This window comes from Micromonospora sp. NPDC051141 (genome assembly GCF_044455765.1).
In the GTDB taxonomy this organism is placed as follows: domain Bacteria; phylum Actinomycetota; class Actinomycetes; order Mycobacteriales; family Micromonosporaceae; genus Micromonospora.
Genome location: NZ_JBITFD010000007.1, coordinates 53511 through 70410, shown reverse-complemented (window position 1 = coordinate 70410; position 16900 = coordinate 53511). Strand labels below are relative to the sequence as shown.

16 protein-coding genes and 1 riboswitch are annotated in these 16900 nt (G+C 74.4%); of the genes, 10 read left to right on the top strand and 6 right to left on the bottom strand.

Annotation, left to right across the window (positions count from 1 at the left end):
• Positions 1-21: 21 nt before the first annotated feature.
• Both ACIA6B_RS15435 and ACIA6B_RS15430 read left to right on the top strand, forming a co-directional pair.
• Positions 22-1824, top strand: a complete 1803-nt coding sequence (locus ACIA6B_RS15435) for a glycerol-3-phosphate dehydrogenase/oxidase (RefSeq protein ID WP_396774142.1) — start codon at positions 22-24, stop codon at positions 1822-1824.
• 67 nt (positions 1825-1891) lie between these two features.
• Positions 1892-2431: a hypothetical protein gene (locus ACIA6B_RS15430; protein WP_396773753.1), complete on the top strand. Its 540-nt coding sequence runs from the start codon at positions 1892-1894 to the stop codon at positions 2429-2431.
• Positions 2432-2453: 22 nt separating this feature from the next.
• Here the strand turns inward: ACIA6B_RS15430 and ACIA6B_RS15425 are convergent, their stop codons facing one another.
• Positions 2454-3854, bottom strand: a complete 1401-nt coding sequence (locus ACIA6B_RS15425) for an FAD-binding oxidoreductase (RefSeq protein WP_396773751.1) — start codon at positions 3852-3854, stop codon at positions 2454-2456.
• Between ACIA6B_RS15425 and ACIA6B_RS15420 the strand changes: the two genes are divergently transcribed.
• Positions 3853-4236: a DUF4031 domain-containing protein gene (locus ACIA6B_RS15420; protein WP_396773750.1), complete on the top strand. Its 384-nt coding sequence runs from the start codon at positions 3853-3855 to the stop codon at positions 4234-4236. The two genes, ACIA6B_RS15425 and ACIA6B_RS15420, sit on opposite strands and share 2 nt — an antisense overlap.
• Here the strand turns inward: ACIA6B_RS15420 and ACIA6B_RS15415 are convergent.
• Positions 4162-4797 (bottom strand): metal-dependent phosphohydrolase, encoded by a 636-nt coding sequence (locus tag ACIA6B_RS15415; RefSeq protein WP_396773749.1) that lies wholly within the window; start codon positions 4795-4797, stop codon positions 4162-4164. The genes ACIA6B_RS15420 and ACIA6B_RS15415 overlap by 75 nt on opposite strands.
• Before the next feature lie 69 nt (positions 4798-4866).
• On the opposite strand from ACIA6B_RS15415, the gene ACIA6B_RS15410 reads away from it, so the two are divergent.
• Positions 4867-6099 (top strand): aromatic acid exporter family protein, encoded by a 1233-nt coding sequence (locus tag ACIA6B_RS15410; protein ID WP_396773748.1) that lies wholly within the window; start codon positions 4867-4869, stop codon positions 6097-6099.
• Between the two features lie 15 nt (positions 6100-6114).
• Here ACIA6B_RS15410 and ACIA6B_RS15405 read toward each other — a convergent pair whose 3' ends face one another.
• Entirely contained in the window at positions 6115-7386 is a 1272-nt protein-coding gene (locus ACIA6B_RS15405) for an aminotransferase class V-fold PLP-dependent enzyme (protein ID WP_396773747.1), read from the bottom strand.
• A 44-nt stretch (positions 7387-7430) separates the two neighbouring features.
• A riboswitch (SAM riboswitch) is annotated at positions 7431-7552 on the bottom strand.
• Between the two features lie 23 nt (positions 7553-7575).
• Here ACIA6B_RS15405 and ACIA6B_RS15400 point away from each other — a divergent pair.
• Positions 7576-9024 carry a PrsW family intramembrane metalloprotease gene (locus tag ACIA6B_RS15400; RefSeq protein ID WP_396773746.1) on the top strand — a complete coding sequence of 483 codons (1449 nt, stop codon included), beginning with the start codon at positions 7576-7578 and terminating at the stop codon, positions 9022-9024.
• A 15-nt stretch (positions 9025-9039) separates the two neighbouring features.
• On the opposite strand, the gene ACIA6B_RS15395 is transcribed toward ACIA6B_RS15400, so the two are convergent.
• The gene (locus ACIA6B_RS15395) at positions 9040-9207 is read right to left on the bottom strand and encodes a hypothetical protein (RefSeq protein WP_199199902.1); all 168 of its coding nucleotides are present in this window, start codon (positions 9205-9207) and stop codon (positions 9040-9042) included.
• A gap of 79 nt (positions 9208-9286) precedes the next feature.
• Positions 9287-9634, bottom strand: a complete 348-nt coding sequence (locus ACIA6B_RS15390; protein WP_396773744.1) for a GroES family chaperonin — start codon at positions 9632-9634, stop codon at positions 9287-9289.
• Between the two features lie 174 nt (positions 9635-9808).
• Here ACIA6B_RS15390 and ACIA6B_RS15385 point away from each other — a divergent pair, with 174 nt between their 5' ends.
• Positions 9809-11089, top strand: coding sequence for an AI-2E family transporter (locus ACIA6B_RS15385; RefSeq protein WP_396774141.1), 1281 nt, complete (start codon positions 9809-9811; stop codon positions 11087-11089).
• A gap of 53 nt (positions 11090-11142) precedes the next feature.
• Here ACIA6B_RS15385 and ACIA6B_RS15380 read toward each other — a convergent pair whose 3' ends face one another.
• On the bottom strand, positions 11143-13275 hold the full coding sequence (locus ACIA6B_RS15380; RefSeq protein ID WP_396773743.1) for an ATP-dependent DNA helicase: 2133 nt from the start codon (positions 13273-13275) through the stop codon (positions 11143-11145).
• Positions 13276-13399: 124 nt separating this feature from the next.
• Here ACIA6B_RS15380 and ACIA6B_RS15375 point away from each other — a divergent pair, with 124 nt between their 5' ends.
• From ACIA6B_RS15375 to ACIA6B_RS15360, 4 genes are all read left to right on the top strand, one after another.
• Positions 13400-13906, top strand: a complete 507-nt coding sequence (locus ACIA6B_RS15375) for a DUF402 domain-containing protein (protein ID WP_107160545.1) — start codon at positions 13400-13402, stop codon at positions 13904-13906.
• A 106-nt stretch (positions 13907-14012) separates the two neighbouring features.
• Positions 14013-14993: a PPK2 family polyphosphate kinase gene (locus ACIA6B_RS15370; RefSeq protein ID WP_396773742.1), complete on the top strand. Its 981-nt coding sequence runs from the start codon at positions 14013-14015 to the stop codon at positions 14991-14993.
• A 121-nt stretch (positions 14994-15114) separates the two neighbouring features.
• Positions 15115-15741 (top strand): DUF47 domain-containing protein, encoded by a 627-nt coding sequence (locus ACIA6B_RS15365; protein WP_089157475.1) that lies wholly within the window; start codon positions 15115-15117, stop codon positions 15739-15741.
• A gap of 4 nt (positions 15742-15745) precedes the next feature.
• Positions 15746-16750: an inorganic phosphate transporter gene (locus ACIA6B_RS15360; RefSeq protein ID WP_281938419.1), complete on the top strand. Its 1005-nt coding sequence runs from the start codon at positions 15746-15748 to the stop codon at positions 16748-16750.
• Positions 16751-16900 lie beyond the last annotated feature (150 nt).

The following is a 16900-nucleotide window of genomic DNA, read 5'->3' as shown; positions in this document are numbered from 1 at the left end:
GGACGGGTGCGCGACCCCAACGTGTCCCGATCCGAGGCCGGCCAGCTCTCCGCCGAGCGCCGCGCCGCCGACCTGCGCCGGCTCCGCGCCGAGCGGTTCGACGTGCTTGTCATCGGTGGCGGGGTGACCGGAGCGGGCGCCGCGCTGGACGCCGCGTCCCGAGGGCTGAAGGTCGCCCTGGTGGAGGCGCGTGACTACGCGGCCGGCACGTCCAGCCGGTCCAGCAAGCTGATCCACGGTGGCCTGCGTTACCTGGAACAGTTGGAGTTCCACCTGGTCCACGAGGCGCTGACCGAACGCGGGCTGCTCGCCACCCGGCTCGCCCCGCACCTGGTCCGCCCGGTGCCGATCCTGGTGCCGTTGCCGACCGAGGGCGGCGTACGCGACCTGCCCCGACGGATCCTCCGCCGCTCCTACTACGGGCTCGGCGTGGCCGCGTACGACGTGTTCGCCGGACTGTTCGGCGGTGGGCGCGGCATGCCGCTGCACCGGCACCTCACCCGCGAGGGCGCCCGCCGGATCTTCCCCAGCCTGCGGCCCGACACGCTGGCCGGCGCGATCCGCTACTACGACGGCCAGGTCGACGACGCCCGCCTGGTGGTCACGTTGGCCCGCACCGCGGCCAGCCTCGGCGCGACGGTCGTCACCAGCGCCCGGGCGGTCGGCCTGATCCGCCAGGCCCGCGAGGTGACCGGCGTCCGGGTGCGTGACCTGGAGGCCCCGGCCGGTTCGCCGGACGCCGAGTTCGAGGTCCGCGCCCGCACAGTGATCGCCGCGACCGGCGTGTGGAGCGACGACATGTCGCGGATGCTCAACGACGTCGGGCTGCGTCCCGGTCTGCGCGTCCGGGCGTCGAAGGGCGTGCACCTGGTGGTGCCGCGTTCGGCGATCGTCGGCGAGACCGGGCTGATCCTGCGCACCGCCACCAGCGTGCTCTTCGTCATCCCGTGGGGCGGCCACTGGATCATCGGCACCACGGACACCGACTGGCAGCTCGACCGGTCCCACCCGGCCGCCACCGCACGCGACATCGACTACCTGCTGGAGCAGGTCAACACCGTGCTGGACCGGCCACTGACCACCGCCGACATCGAGGGCGTCTACGCCGGGCTGCGCCCGCTGCTCTCCGGCGAGGCGGATTCCACCTCCAAGCTGTCCCGGGAGCACGCCGTGGTCGAGCCCATGCTCGGCCTGCTGCTGGTGGCCGGCGGGAAGTACACGACGTACCGGGTGATGGCCGCCGACGTGGTCGACCACGCGGCGCGCCGGCTCGGCCGGACCCGCCCGTCGCGTACCGCCGACCTGCCGCTGCTCGGCGCCGACGGGTACGCCGCCATGTGGCGGGACCGGGCCGACCTGGCCCGCCGGCACCGGGTGCCGGTCGGGGTGGTGGAGCACCTGCTGGAGCGCTACGGCACGCTCACCCTGGACCTGCTCGCCCTGGTCGACGCCGATCCGCTGCTCGCCTCGCCGCTGGCCGGTGCGCCGGAATACCTCGCCGCCGAGGTCACGTACGCGGCCCGGGCCGAGGGCGCGTTGCACGTGGAGGACGTGCTCACCCGGCGTACCCGGATCTCCATCGAGACCAGCCACCGCGGCCTGGAGTCGGCGGAGCACGTCGCGGAGTTGATAGGCGCGGTGCTCGGCTGGGACGCGGCGACCCGCGCCCGGGAGGTCGCCCACTACCGGGCGCGGGTGGAGGCCGAGCGGGCGTCGCAGCTCATGCCGGACGACATCGGGGCCGACGCGGCCCGGCTCGGCGCGCCCGACGTGCGGGGTTTCGCGGCCGACCGGGGCACCGACCTGCCGGCCGCGCCCCGCTAGCCGGTCCGACCCCTAACGGTCGCTCGACGGCTAGTGCGCGCTACCTACGGAAGTGTAGGTTTCCCGCGTGGTTCGCCCATCGTGGTCGCGCGTCCCCGCCCTGTCCGCCGGCGTCCTGCTGGCGAGCGCCCTGTCCGCCGGCGTCCTGCTGGCGAGCGCCCTGACCGGCTGCGCGCTTCTCGGCGACGCCGGGAGCGCCCCCACCTCCGGTCAGCAGGGCTCGGCCACCCCGACACCGACCGGGAACCTCGTCACCCTGATGCAGCGGCTGGGTGGGGACGGCCCGGTCCGCACGCTCGACGTGGAGCCGACCGGTCGGTGGCAGTGCCGGGACTGCGCCGGCGACGGCGTCGACGCGACCGGCTCGCTGAACCCGGAGCAGACGTCCCGGTTGCAGCGGATGCTCGCCGACCCGGCGCTGGCCCGGGAGACCGACCAGGCCCGGCGGTACCGACAGCTCTGCATCGGCGTGCTGACCTCGACGCTGCTGATCCCGCCGGGGCTGACCGTCACCATCCAGGACTGCCCGGGTGAGCCGGCGCCGCCGGTGGCGTACGAGGTGCTGCTGTTGCTCACCCAGGCCACGCCCGCCGACGACAAGGGCTGAGCCGCCGACGACAAGGGCTGAGTCAGAGCACCTTGCCGGGGTTGAGCAGCCCGGCCGGGTCCAGCGCCGCCTTGATCGCCTGGTGCACCCGCACACCCACCGGGCCGATCTCCCGCGCCAGCCAGTCCCGCTTGAGCAGCCCGACGCCGTGCTCGCCGGTGCAGGTGCCGCCCAGGTCCAGCCCGAGCCGCATGATCTCGTCGAAGGCCCGCCGGCCCCGCTCCAGGCTGGCCGGGTCGGCGCGGTCGACCACGATGTTCGGGTGCATGTTGCCGTCGCCGGCGTGCCCGACCACCCCGATCGGCACGTCACACGCGCCGGCGATCCGGGCCACGCCGTTCAGCAGCTCCGCCAGCCGGCCGCGCGGCACCGCCACGTCGTCGATGACCAGGCCGCCGTTGCCGGCCGGGAACGTCTCGGCGGCGAACCGTTCCATCGCCGGGTGGGCCAGCCGCCGCGCCTGGAGCAGCGCGGCGGCCTCGGTCGCGTCGGTGGCCGCCCAGACCTCGTCCGCGCCGGCCGCCGTGCACACCTCGGCGATCCGGGCCAGGTCGTCGGCCGCCCGGCCGCCGGTGTCCACCGCGGCCAGCAGCAGCGCCTCCGCGTCGGTCCGCAGCCCCATCGGCCGGTACGCCTCGATGGCCCGCAGGTGCGTGCGGTCCAGCAGCTCCAGCAGGCTCGGGGTGAGCCCCCGCTCGGCGATGCCGGCCACCGCGCCGCCGGCCGCCGCCGTGGTGCCGAAGACCGCCACCAGGGTCAGTGCCGCCTCCGGCGCCGGGCGCAGCGCCACGGTCACCTCGGTGATCACGCCGAGCGTGCCCTCCGACCCGACGAAGAGCCGGGTCAGGTCGTACCCGGCGACGCCCTTGGCGGTGCGCCGGCCGGTGCGCAGCACCTCGCCGGAGGCGAGCACCACCTCCAGGCCGAGCACGTACTCGCTGGTCACGCCGTACTTCACGCAGCACATGCCGCCGGCGTTGGTGGCCACGTTGCCGCCGATGGTGGAGGACTCCCAGGAACCGGGGTCTGGCGGGTACCAGAGCCCGCGCGCCCGTACCGCCCCGGCCAGCGCGGCGTTGACCACGCCGGGCTGCACCACGGCGATCCGGCCCACCGGGTCGATCTCCACGATCCGGTCCATCGCCACCGTGCTCACCACCAGCGCGCCGGCCACCGCGTTCGCCGCGCCGGCCAGCCCGGTCCGGGCGCCCTGCGGCACCACCGGTACGCCGTGCCGGCCCGCCGCGCGCACCGCCGCCACCACGCCCGCGGTGTCCCGGGGTCGGACCACCACCAGCGGAGTGCCCGAGGCGCACAGGTCGGCCTCGTCCCGCTCGTGCCCGGCCAGCAGGTCCGGGTCGGTCAGCACGGCGGACCCGCCGAGCGCGTCCCGCAGTTCGTCGAGGAGGGGATGGGCAGCCATGCCGGGAAGGCTACCGGCGTACTTTGGAACGGTGCTCTACCTGGACCCGCCCGCGGTGCCCTGGCGCGGCCGGCTCTGGTCGCACCTGATCAGCGACGTCTCCTTCGCGGAGCTGCACGCCTTCGCCGAGCTGCTCGGCGCCGGCCGGCGCGGCTTCGACCGGGACCACTACGACCTGCCCGCCGAGCGGTTCCGGGTGGCGGTCTGGCTGGGCGCGACGGTGGTCCCGTCCCGCGAGATCGTCCGCCTCCTGCGGGACGCCGGACTGCGCCGCCCGAAACACGCCGTCGCCTCGGCCGCGCCGGTCTCAGCTCAGCGTGCTCAGCTCGCGGGTCAGGTTGGCGCGGGCGGGCGCCTCCCAACGGGCGTGCGGCTCGGGTAGCCGGTAGAGCGCCGGCAGGGCCAGCAGGTGCCGCAGCACGGCGGCCCGGCCGGCGCGGAAGTCCGGCTCGGACACGTGGGCGTACTCGCGGCGGATCGCGGCGGCGTACCTGTCGTAGTCGTCCGGCGCGGCGGCCAGCACCGCCAGGTCGGCGTCGCAGAGCAACGCGCCGTCCGGGTCGTCCGGTCCGACCGCGTGGCCGGCGGTGAGCAGCACCAGGCGGCGTACCCCGGTCACCGCCGCGGCCGGCAGCCCGGCGGCGGTGAGCAGCGCGTCGCCCAGGTCGGCGCTGGCCCGCTCGTTGGCGTCGCCGTCGGCCCGCGGGTCGTAGACCGCGTCGTGGCACCACGCCGCGAGCCGGACCAGGTCCGGGTGGCGGGCCTGATCGGCGTACGCGTCGACCACGTCGAGCACCGCCCGCAGGTGGTCCTCCGTGTGGTGGTGCCGGTGCGGCTCCCGCCAGCCGGCCAGCAGCCGGGCCCCGGCCCGCGCCACGCCGTCCGGGTGGGTCGCGCCGGCCGCCCGGGCCGTCGCCCGCCACCGCGTCGTCAGCTCGTCCATCCGGTGCAGTCTGCCCCACTCCGTCGTCGGGGCGAGGATTCACCGGGGACGGGACGGGTAGTACCCGCCATGGCCCGGGACCGACGACCGCCGTTCCTGCGGCGCATGACGTCACGCGACGCGCTGGGCGACCTCGACGGGCCACGGATCGCCGCCGCGATGGACGAACTGCGCGACCGGAGCAAGGCCACGCTGCACGACCGGCTGCACCGGGTCCGGACCGCGTTCGGCCTGGCGTTGCAGGCGGGGCTCGCGGCCGGACTGGCGTACCTGGTCTCGCACCGGCTGCTGCACAACCCGCAGCCGGTGTTCGCCCCGATCTCGGCGGTGGGCACGCTCGCCGCCTCGGTGGGGCAGCGGTTCCGGCGTACCGTCGAGCTGATCATCGGGGTGGCGGTCGGCGTCCTCGTCGGCGACGTGCTGATCTACTTCCTCGGCACCGGCGCCTGGCAGCTCGCGCTGGTGGTGACCTCGGCGATCCTGCTGACCATCTTCGCCGGGGCGAGCGTGGCCATCGTGATCCAGGCGGCGGCCACCGCGGTGCTGATCGTGACGCTCAGCCCGTCCACCCAGAACCTGGAGTTCCCGCGCTTCGTCGACGCCTTCATCGGCGGCAGCATCGCGCTGCTGGTGACCGCCGTCCTGCTCCCGCTCAACCCGCTCCGGGTGATCAACCGGGCCGCCCGGCCGGCGCTGGACCTGCTCGCCGAGCAGCTCGACGTGTGCGCCGAGGCGCTGCGCAACCGGGACCGGGGCGCGGCCCAGCGGGCGCTGTTCCGGCTCCGGGAGAACAAGGAGGAGCTGGCCGCGCTCAGCGAGGCGATCGAGGGCGCGAAGGAGACCATCACCATCTCGCCGGCCCGCTGGCACCGGCGCAGCGAGCTGACCCACTACGCGGAGGCGGCCGAGCCGATCGACCGGGCGATGCGCAACAGCGGCACGCTGATCCGCCGCGCGGTCACCATGATCGAGGACGAGGAGTCGATCCCCGAGCCGATGCCCGACTCCGTCGCCCACCTCGCCGAGTCGGTACGCCTGCTCCGGCACGAGTTCGCCGTCGGCGAGGAGCCGGAGCAGGCCCGGGAGCGGGCGCTGCGGGCGGTCAGCGAGGCCAGCCGGGCGTACGCCGAGGGGGTCGGCTTCTCCGGCAGCGTGGTGATCGCCCAGGTGCGGACCGCCGCCAGCGACCTGATGGTGGCGTCCGGCATCGACCAGGAGGAGGCGAACCGCCTGGTCCGGCAGGCGTTCCACGGAAAGGACCAGCCCGCCGACGCGTCCCCCACCGCCCCGCCGGTCGGCTGACCGTCCCCACCCCGCTCAACGCGGACCGGGGAGGGCGGCCAGCGCGGTCAGGAGGGTGTCGATCTCGTGGACGGTGGTGCCCAGGCCGAGGCTCGCGCGCAGCGCGGTGGGCGGCAGGTCGGTGCGGGCCGAGCGGGCGGCGGCCTCGGTCAGCAGCCGGCGGGTCAGCGGATGGGCGCAGAACAGGCCGTCCCGCACGCCGATCCGGTGCCGGGCCGCCAGGTGTGCGGCCACCTCGGCGGAGTCCCGCCCGGCGATCACGAAGCTGACGATGCCCACCCGGGGCGCGTCCGGGCCGAACGTGCGCAGCTCCACCACGTCCGGCAGCGCGGCCAGGCCGGACCGCAGCCGGGACAGCAGCGCCTGCTCCCGGGCGTGCAGCGCGGTCCGGTCCGCCGCCGAGAACGCCGCGCAGACCGCCGCCAGCGCCACCGCGCCGAGCAGGTTCGGAGTGCCGCCCTCGTGCCGGGCCGGGCCGGTCACCCACCGCACCTCGTGGGTGGCCGCGCCGACGTGACCGGTGGCCCCGCCGCCGGCCAGGTACGGCGCGGCGGCGTCCAGCCAGTCCGCGCGCCCGACCAGCACGCCGGCGCCGAACGGGGCGTACAGCTTGTGGCCGGAGAGCGCCAGGTAGTCCACGTCCAGCGTGGCCACGTCGACCGGGGCGTGCGGGGCGAGTTGCGCGGCGTCGACCAGGACGCGTGCGCCGTACCGGTGGGCCACCCGGGCCAGCTCGGCGACCGGCCAGCGCTCGCCGGTGACGTTGCTGGCGCCGGTCACCGCGACCAGCACCGGCCGGCCGGGCCGGGCGTCACGGGCCAGCTCGGCCAGCGCCAGGCTCAGCGACCGGACCGCGCCGGCCGGGCTGTCCGGCACCGGCAGTCGGACCGAGCCGCGCGGCCAGGGGAGCAGGTTCGCGTGGTGCTCCCCGCCGAACGTGACCACCGTGGTACCGGCCGGCAGCGCCCGGGCCAGCAGGTTCACCGCGTCCGTGGTGTTCCGGGTGAAGATCACGTGGTCGGTGGGACGCGCGCCGACGAAGTCCGCCACGGTCTGCCGGGCCCGCTCGTAGGCGAGCGTGCAGCGCCGGGACAGCGCGCCCGCGCCGCGGTGCACGCTCGCGTACCACGGCAGCAGCTCGGCCACCGCGTCGGCCGCGGCCCGCGCGCACGGCGCGCTGGCGGCGTGGTCCAGGTTGATCTCTCCCGGTACGCCGAGCACGCCGAGCGGGTCCGGCCGGACCGGCACGGGCAGCGTGGGGAGGGCGGGTACGAGGGTGACGGTCATGGCGGAGCCTCCGGGTCACAGGGGACCCCGGGGTGCCGGGACGGGGTCCGCGCTTGCCCAGCACGCGACGCGGCGCTGGGCCCGGTCATCACCCGGGGCACCCCACCGCGAACTCGACGAGGGTTGCCGGCCAGCAAGCCGGGGCTTGACGCTGGCGCTCGTGACCTGCCCGGCAGCATAGCCGTCACGATGCGGCCGGACCAGTGGGGCGCGGGTGGCTACGCTGACCGCATGGCCGTCACCCCGCCCGGCGGAGCACCGCCGCCGCCCGCGCCCGCCGTCCCGCCGCCCGGGGCGTCGACGCCGCGCATGCCGCTGCGCCGGCTCGGCTGGCGGCGCTTCCTGGCGCTGGCCGCGGTGGTGCTGCTGATCGCGGCCGGCGCGCTGTTCATGGTCTTCACGCTGGGCGAGAGCCTGGGCGCGGAGGCGCTGCTGGTCGGCGTGATCGCGGCGATCCTGCCGGTGCCGGTGCTGGTGTCCTGCTTCCTCTGGCTCGACCGTTACGAACCCGAGCCGCTGAAATACCTGATCTTCTGCTTCGCCTGGGGCGCGTTCGTCTCCACCGCCATCTCGCTGCTGGTCAACGAGACCGGGGCGCGACTGTTCGAGGACCGCGGGCTGCCCGCCGCGCTGACCGCCGTGCTCGTCGCGCCGTTCATCGAGGAGCTGACCAAGGCGGCCGGCCCGATCCTGCTGCTGATCTTCCGGCGCCGGGAGATCTCCGGGATCACCGACGGGCTGGTCTACTGCGGGCTCTCCGCGGTCGGCTTCGCCATGGTCGAGAACATCCTCTACCTGGGCGGGTACGGCTACCGCACCGGCGTGGAGGAGTACGGCCCGGCCACCGGCGCGCAGCAGGTGATCGCGATCTTCATCGTGCGGATCCTGCTCTTCGGCTTCGCCCACCCGCTGTTCACCTCGATGACCGGCGTCGGGCTGGGTGTCGCCGCGCGGACCGCCGACCGGCGGGTGCGGATCCTCGCCCCGCTCGCCGGCCTGCTGCTGGCCATGATGCTGCACGGCACCTGGAACCTGCTGCCGTCACTGGCCCAGGCCACCGGCCAGCAGGTGATCGTGCTCTACGGCTACCTCGGCGTCATGGTGCCCATCTTCTTCGGCATGGTCGGGCTGGCCGTCTGGCTGCGGGCCTGGGAGGGCCGGCTCACCGAGCGCACGCTGCCCGACTACGTCCGGGCCGGTTGGCTCACCCCGCCCGAGGTGGCGGCGCTGGGCAGCCTGGGCCGGCGGCACGCGGCCCGCACCTGGGCCCGGCGGGTGGCCGGCGACGGCGGCGTGAAGGCGATGCGTGGCTACCAGTTCGCCGCGACCCGGCTGGCGCTGCTGCGCGACGGGATGCGCCGAGGGCTGGACCGCAAGCCCGCCGAGCGGGACCGGACGGCACGGGAGGAACGGGAGCTGCTGGACGCGATCGCCGCGTACCGGTCGTTCTTCGTCGGCCGTGATCCGCAGGCGCCGGTCGGGGTCTGGGACGGGCAGCGCTACCACCTGCGGTTCCCGGACGGTTCCCGGCGGGCCGTCGAGGCGCCGGACGAGCCGGTGGTGCCGATCCCGGTGGTGCTGGCCCCACCGCCCCCGCCCCCGGGCTATGGCCCGCACGCCTGGCACCCGCACGGCTGAGCCGTACGGGTGGGGTCAGGCCATCAGGCCGGTGAGGAAGTCGCCGAGCCCCTGGGCGATGGCCATCAGCGCGGCCCCGATCCCCCGGAACAGCTGCGCCGCGCCGTCCGGCCGGAACGCCATGAAGTAGATCAGGAACGCGAGGAACCCCCAGGCGAGAATCCTCTTGATCACGATCGGCATGGTCCCTCCCCAGGGCGCACTGAGGTGCCTGGGCTTCCCGCCGGGCAGCGCCGCAAACGGCGCCGGGGGAGGGCTGGAGCTAGAGGTAGAGCCCGGTGGAGCCGGTCGCGCTGTCCTCCACCCGTTCCGCCGCCACCGCGTGCACGTCGCGCTCGCGCAGCAGCACGTACGCCCGGCCGTGCAGCTCGACCTCGGAGCGGTCGTCCGGGTCGAAGAGCACCCGGTCCCCGGACACGATCGAGCGCACGTGCGGCCCCACGCCGACCGCCGTGGCCCAGGCGAGCCGCTTGCCGACCGCCGCGGTCGCCGGGATCACGATGCCGGCGGTGGAGCGGCGTTCCCCCTCACCACCCTCGGTACGCACCAGCACGCGATCGTGCAGCAGGCGGATGGGCAGCCCGGCGTCGAGACTCTGGTCGGCGGTCACACGCCAGACGCTACCGCGTGCCGATCGGCCGCTTCCGTCGTGGTTGCCGGGAGCGGTGGCGGGGCAATGTGTGGCGGGACCGCCCTAGGGTGGGGCGGTCGGACGTATCCTGTCCCCCCCTGTGACGTGGGTGGGTCAACTGTGCGGGAGGTGCGCTTGAGCCGCTTCGAGCGGATGCGCGGACGGCTCCGCCGCGCGTACGAGACGGGTCGGGAGTCCGTGCGGGCCGGCCGGGAACAGGCGGACGCGGCGCCGGAGGGCGCGGGCCTGGCCACGCCCACCTCACCCGGTCCGACGGCGGCGCCGTCGGCGACCGTGGTGGGTGCCGAGCCGCCGGCCGCCATGCACAACTCGACGGTCAGCCGGGACGACACCGAGGTGCCGCACGCGCTGCGCATCGCCGCCGCCTGGTGCTGGCGGCTGATCGTGATCGGCATCGTCACCTGGGCACTCCTCAAGATCGTCGGCACGATCAGCATCGTGATCATCCCGTTGACCGTCGCGCTGTTGCTGTCGGCGCTGCTCGCCCCGGCGGTGGGCTGGCTGCTCAAGGCCCGGTTCCCCCGCTCGCTGGCGACCGGCGTGGTGCTGGTCGGCGGCCTGGCCGCGGTGATCGGCACGCTCACCCTGGTGGTCAACGAGTTCATCCAGGGCGTGCCGGAGCTGAGCGAGAAGTCCTCGCAGGGCGTCCGGCAGATCCAGGACTGGCTCAAGACCGGGCCGCTGCACCTGTCCGACAGCCAGCTCGACCGCTACATCAACGAGGCGCAGGCCTGGATCAACGGCAACACCGAGCGGTTCACCAGTGGCGCGCTCAGCACCGCGGCGACGCTCGCCGAGGTGCTCACCGGCACCGTCCTGGTGCTCTTCGCGACGTTCTTCTTCCTGCGCGACGGCAACAACATCTGGCGGTTCCTGGTCCGGCTGCTGCCGGTGGCCGCGCGCTGGAAGGTCGACGACGCCGGGCGCGCGTCCTGGGCGACGCTCGGCGCGTACGTGCGGGCCACCGTGCTCGTCGCGTTCATCGACGCCGTGGGCATCGGCATCTTCCTGGTCATCTTCGACATCCCGTTCGCGTTCCCGCTGGCCGCGCTGGTCTTCCTGGGCGCGTTCATCCCGATCGTCGGCGCGTTCCTCTCCGGCGTGGTGGCTGTGCTGGTCGCGCTGGTCGACAGCGGGCCGGTGACCGCCCTGATCATCCTGGGCGTGGTGGTCGGCGTGCAGCAGATCGAGGGCCACGTGCTCCAGCCGCTGATCATGGGCCGCGCGGTGGCCATCCACCCGCTCGCCGTGATCATCGGCATCGCCGCCGGGGTGGTGCTGGCCGGCATCGCCGGCGCGCTGGTCTCGGTGCCGCTGATCGCCGTGCTCAACACCGCGGTCCGCCGGCTCGCCGCGCGTACCGTGCCGGACACCCCGCCGGACGCCGTGGTGGTCGCCTCCCAGGCGCCCTGACCCGCACCCGATCCGCCGACGCCCGCGTCACCCCGCCCGGGGAGGCGCGGGCGTCAGCTCTTGGCGAGGCGCTCCAGCGCGCCCCGGGCCACCTCGGGCCGGGTCGTGTACCAGAACGGGGGCAGCGACCGGCGCAGGAACGGGCCATAGCCGCGTGCCGTCTCCAGCCGCGAGTCGAGCACCGCCACCACACCCCGGTCGCCGGTGGCCCGAATCAGCCGGCCCACCCCCTGCGCCAGCCGAACCGCCGCGATCGGCACGCTGACCGCCGCGAACCCGGAGCCGCCGCCCGCGTCCACCGCCGCCGCCCGGGCCGCGGCGAGCGGCTCGTCGGGCCGGGGGAACGGCAACCGGTCGATCACCACGAGCTGGCAGGCGTCGCCCGGCACGTCCACTCCCTGCCACAGCGACATCACCCCGAACAGGCAGCTCTCCCGCTCCTGCCGGAAGCGGCGGACCAGCAGCGGCAACGCCTCCTCGCCCTGGAGCAGCACGGGCAGGTCGGTCCGCGCGCGGAGCAGCTCCGCCGCCTGCTGCGCGGCCCGCCGGGAGGAGAAGAGCCCGAGGGTACGCCCACCGAGCGCGCCGACCAGCGCCAGCAACTCCTCGCCGGCCGCCGTGGGCAGCCCGGAGACGCTGGGGCGGGGCAGGTGCGCGGCCACGTAGAGGATGCCCTGCCGGGCGTAGTCGAACGGCGAGCCGACGTCGAGCGACCGCCAGCCCGGACCCTCGGTGGCCGGTACGGTGCCGATCGCCGCCCGGCTGCCCTCGGTGCTCGCCACCGACGCCGGGTCGGTGCCGCGGCCGGCGGCGGCAGCGGTGGCCGCCGCGGCGGCGGCCGGCGACGGCGGGGCCGGTGGCGGCGCGTCCAGCCCGAGCGCCCGGGCCACCGTGTCGAAGCGCCCGCCCAGCGCCAGCGTGGCCGAGGTGGCGACCACGGTGCGTTCGTCGTAGAGGTGGGTGGCGAGCGTGCCGGCCACCGACAGCGGCGCCACCACAAGCGCCCGGCGGCTGCCGTTCTCCGGCTTCTCCACCCAGGCCACGTCGTGGTCGCCCTCCTCCAGCAACCGCTGGGCGGTGGCGGACAGCTCGTCCAGCACCGCCTTCGCCTGCTGTTTGCGGACCGGGTCGGGGTCGTCGGCCTTCACGTCGCCGATCGCCTCCAGCGCGGCCCGGGTCGCCGAGTCGAGCAGCGTGCACGCCTCGCGCAGCGCGGGCGGCAGGCCGGCGGTGAGCCGACCGGCGGGCGCCTCGGCCAGCCCCACGGCCAGCGCGTCGCCGGCCTCGGTGAGCCGGTCGGCGTGGTCGGGGCGCAGCAGCGGCCGGGCGCGTCGGGTGGACCTGTCGATCAGCTCCGGCACCAGCTCGGCCTGGGCCGCCGAGGAGACCCGGTCGGCCAGCTCGTGCGCCTCGTCCACCACGAGCAGCCGGTGCGGGGGCACGATGTGCCGTCCGGCGAGCATGTCCACGGCGAGCAGGCTGTGGTTGGTCACCACCAGGTCGGCCTCCCGGGCGCGGGCCCGCGACGCCTCCGCGAAGCACTCCTGCCCGAACGGGCAGCGGCTCGCGCCGACACACTCCCGGGCCGGCATCGAGACGCTGCGCCAGACCTGGTCGTCGACGCCCGGATCCAGCTCGTCGCGGTCGCCGGTGGCGGTCTCCTCCGCCCAGTCGCGCAGCCGCTGCACCTGCTTGCCCAGCCGGCCCGCCTCGCCGAGCCACTTCGTGCCGCCGGGCCGGGGCGCGTCGAAGAGCGCGTCCTCCGGCTCGTCCTCGACGGAGCTGTCCAACCGGGCCAGGCAGAGATAGTGGTGCCGGCCCTTCAGCACGGCGAACGTGGGCCGACGGCCCAGCACCGGCTCGACCGCGTCGGCCAGCCGGGGCAGGTCGTGGTCGACGAGCTGGGACTGCAACGCCAGCGTGGCGGTGGAGACCACCACCGGGCCGTCCACGGTCAACGCCGGCGCCAGGTAGGCCAGGGACTTGCCGGTGCCGGTGCCGGCCTGCACCAACAGGTGCTCGCCGGAGGCGATGCTGCGCTCGATCGCCTCGGCCATGAGCTGCTGGCCGGGGCGGGTCGCGCCGCCGGGGACCGCGCCGACCGCGGCGGCCAGCAGCTCCGTGCCGCTCGCGCGGCCACTCCGGCGCTTCTTCGGGACGGGGGTGGCGGTGCGGGGCGGGCTCACCGTGCGACCGTACCCGCCGGCACCGACGCCGGTCCGGCCGCTCCGGCGGCGTGGCGCGGCGCCGGGTCGCGTCCGGTTACCTGCCGATCGCGTGGCGTGGCCGGAATCGGTTAGGGTGCCAGGCATGCCGAGCGACGTGGTCCGCGTGATCTACCGCAAGTACGACGGCAGCGCCCACCGCGACTACCCGGCCCGTCGGCTCGCCGAGGACGACCTCGGCATCTGGCTCGGCGTGCCGGCCGGCACCGAGTCGGTCTACCACGGCCGGCCCTCGGTCGAGCAGATTCCGTTCGTGCTGCTGGTGCCCCGGAACGCCTGGTGGACGGGCATGTTCAACCCGCCGCCGCGGACCAGCGAGGTCTACTGCGACATCGCCACCCCGGCCCGGTGGGAGGGCGACGAGACGGTCCACCTGGTCGACCTCGACCTGGACGTGGTGCGCCGCCGCGAGACCGGCCTGGTCGAGTTGCGCGACGAGGACGAGTTCGCCGAGCACCGGGCCCGGTGGAACTACCCGGACGACCTGGTCGCCGAGGCCGAGGCGGCGTCCCGCTGGCTGCTCGGCGCGCTCGGCGACGGCACCGAGCCGTTCGCCACCTCGTACCGGAAGTGGTTGGCCCTGGTGGTCTGAGCCGCGCTCACCAGCGCGGCGGGCGGGCGCGGCCGGGTGGAACCGCAAAGCGGGCGTACCGGACGCGTCGTGCCCATGGCCGGGCCGTAAGGGTGAGGATCGGGGGATGAGTGGACTGGTGAGGCCCGAGGACGGGTCGATGCGGGAGTTGCTGCGGGTGGGGCCGGGGTCGGTGGACCTGACGGCGGTGGACCCCCGCTCGACGCCGGGGCTGCCGAAGGCGGCCGGTCGCGGGTCGGCGCGCAAGGAATGGGCCCGTGGCCAGGTCGAGTTGATCGGCGGGGAGCTGGCCCGACAGCAGGAGATGCTGTACGCCGCCGCCCAGGTCGCCGCCGGCCCGGCCGCCGCCACCAGCGCCCCCGCCCAGGCCGGGGCGCACCTGGGCGACGGCCGGCCGCGCCGGGTGCTGCTGGTGCTCCAGGCCATGGACTGCGGCGGCAAGGACGGCGCGGTGAAGCGGGTGGCCGGCGCGATGAACCCGCTCGGGCTGCACATCCGCTCGTTCGGCCCGCCCACCGAGGAGGAGTTGCGGCACGACTTCCTGTGGCGGATCCGGCGGGCGCTGCCACCCCCGGGGTACGTGGGCGTGTTCAACCGCTCGCACTACGAGGACGTGCTGATCGCCCGGGTGGAAGGGCTGGTCGACGAGGCCACCTGGCGGTCCCGCTACGAGATCATCAACGACTTCGAGCGGGAGTTGACCGAGCAGGCGGTCACCGTGGTCAAGGTCATGCTGCACATCTCCTACGCCGAGCAGGGTGAGCGGCTGATGGAGCGGCTGACCGACCCGACGAAGCACTGGAAGTACAACCCGAGCGACCTGGACACCCGGGCCCGGTGGGACGACTACCAGGCCGCGTACGCCGAGGCGCTGGAGCGCTGCGGCACGGACGCCGCGCCCTGGTTCGTGGTGCCGGCGGACCGCAAGTGGTACCGCGACTGGGCGCTGGCCCACCTGCTGCGCGAGACGTTCGACGGCTTGGATCTCGGGTATCCGGCTGCCGATTTCGACGTGGAACGGGAGCGTGACCGGTTGCGTGACCAGGGCTTCGAGCCCTCAGGTGAACAGCAGGTGAACGAGCGGTGAATCGGGTCTGACCAGGGGTGGGCCGGTCGATGCCCGGTTCCACCGGGTCCCTAGCATGCCCAGAGCAGGCGCCTTGCCAGGCGACGGCCACCCCTTCCACCGACACGACGAGGTCCGTGCTGTGAAGTTTTCCTTCCGTCCCACCGAGGGCGCCTTCTACGAGCTCTTCACCAGGGCCGCGCAGAACCTGGTGAAGGGGACCGACCTGCTCAACGAGCTGGGCCTGCCCGGCGCCGACGTGCAGTCGATCAGCGAGCGGCTGACCGAGGTCGAGCACGACAGCGACCAGATCACGCACGACCTCTACAAGAAGATCAACTCCACCTTCATCACGCCGTTCGACCGGGAGGACATCTACCGGCTGGGCTCGCTGCTCGACGACGTGATGGACCACTTGGAGGCGGTCGGCAACCTGCTCTACCTGTACGGCCTGACCAAGCTCCCGTCGCTCCCGCGCGAGCTGCACGAGCTGGTCAACGTGCTCGACCAGCAGGCCAAGCTCACCGCCGAGGCGATGCCCCGGCTGAAGTCGATGAAGGATCTCGAGGACTACTGGATCGAGTGCAACCGGCTGGAGAACGACGGCGACCAGGCGTACCGGATGCTGCTGGTCCGGCTCTTCTCCGGCGAGTACGACGCGCTCACGGTGCTGAAGATGAAGGAGGTCGCCGACGAGCTGGAGGCCGCCTGCGACGCCTTCGAGCACGTCGCCAACACCGTCGAGACCATCGCGGTCAAGGAGTCCTGATCCTGTGAGCCCCGAACTCATCGCCGTACTGGCGGTGATCGCGGTCGCCATGGCGTTCGACTACACGAACGGCTTCCATGACGCGGCCAACGCGATCGCCACCAGCATCTCGACCCGGGCGCTGACACCCCGGATCGCCCTCGGCCTGGCCGCCGTCGGCAACTTCGTCGGCGCGCACTTCGGCGCCGGGGTCGCCAAGACGGTCGGCGACGGCCTGGTCACGCTCCCGACCGGGGTGGAGAGCCTCGGCGTGGTCTTCGCCGGCGTGCTCGGCGCGATCGCCTGGAACCTGATCACCTGGTACTTCGGTCTGCCCTCCTCCTCGTCGCACGCCCTCTTCGGCGGCCTGGTCGGCGCGACCCTGTTCGCCGCCGACGGCATCGTCCAGTGGGGCAACATCGTGGAGAAGGTGCTCCTCCCGATGGTGCTCTCCCCGGTGGTCGGCCTGGTCCTCGGCTTCCTGGTGATGCTGGCGATCATGTGGCTGTTCCGGAAGGGGCAGCCGGGCAAGCTCAACCGCGGCTTCCGCTGGGCGCAGACCGCGTCCGCCGCCGCCATGTCGGTCGGCCACGGCATGCAGGACGCCGCCAAGACCATGGGCATCATCGTGCTGGCGCTCTACACCGGCGGCTTCCAGGAGAGCAAGACGCACATCCCGGGCTGGGTGTTCTGGACCTCCGCGACGATGCTGGCGCTCGGCACGTACGCGGGCGGCTGGCGGATCATCCGGACGCTGGGCCGGAAGATCATCGACTTGGGCCCGGCGGAGGGCTTCGCGGCCGAGACCGTGGCCAGCGCGGTGCTCTACTTCAACGCGCTGGTGCTCAAGGCCCCGATCTCCACCACCCACACGATCACCTCGGCGATCATGGGTGTCGGCGCGACCAAGCGGCTCTCCGCGGTCCGCTGGAACGTGGCCGGCAACATCGTGATCGCGTGGATCATCACGTTCCCGGCGGCGGCGGCCATCGCCTGCCTCGCGTACCTGCTGGTCCGCCCGCTGTTCTAGCGGAAGGAGGGGGCCCTTCCTAACGCCTCCGGTAGAGACGGGGGGGGGGGGGGGGGGGGCGCGGGGGGGGGGGGGGGGGGGGGGCGCGGGGCGGGGGGGGGGCGGCCGGGCGCGGGGGGGGGGCGGGCGGGTTTGAAAGAAAAAGAGCAA

Coding starts and splice junctions, on each gene's coding strand:
- ACIA6B_RS15425 (WP_396773751.1), bottom strand. CDS start 3,854: ATGGCTGCCCATCCCCTCCTCGACGAACTGCGGGACGCGCTCGGCGGG.
- ACIA6B_RS15375 (WP_107160545.1), top strand. CDS start 13,400: ATGCCGAGCGACGTGGTCCGCGTGATCTACCGCAAGTACGACGGCAGC.
- ACIA6B_RS15410 (WP_396773748.1), top strand. CDS start 4,867: ATGGCCCGGGACCGACGACCGCCGTTCCTGCGGCGCATGACGTCACGC.
- ACIA6B_RS15400 (WP_396773746.1), top strand. CDS start 7,576: ATGCGGCCGGACCAGTGGGGCGCGGGTGGCTACGCTGACCGCATGGCC.
- ACIA6B_RS15395 (WP_199199902.1), bottom strand. CDS start 9,207: ATGCCGATCGTGATCAAGAGGATTCTCGCCTGGGGGTTCCTCGCGTTC.
- ACIA6B_RS15415 (WP_396773749.1), bottom strand. CDS start 4,797: ATGGACGAGCTGACGACGCGGTGGCGGGCGACGGCCCGGGCGGCCGGC.
- ACIA6B_RS15405 (WP_396773747.1), bottom strand. CDS start 7,386: ATGACCGTCACCCTCGTACCCGCCCTCCCCACGCTGCCCGTGCCGGTC.
- ACIA6B_RS15370 (WP_396773742.1), top strand. CDS start 14,013: ATGAGTGGACTGGTGAGGCCCGAGGACGGGTCGATGCGGGAGTTGCTG.
- ACIA6B_RS15385 (WP_396774141.1), top strand. CDS start 9,809: ATGCGCGGACGGCTCCGCCGCGCGTACGAGACGGGTCGGGAGTCCGTG.
- ACIA6B_RS15420 (WP_396773750.1), top strand. CDS start 3,853: ATGCCGGGAAGGCTACCGGCGTACTTTGGAACGGTGCTCTACCTGGAC.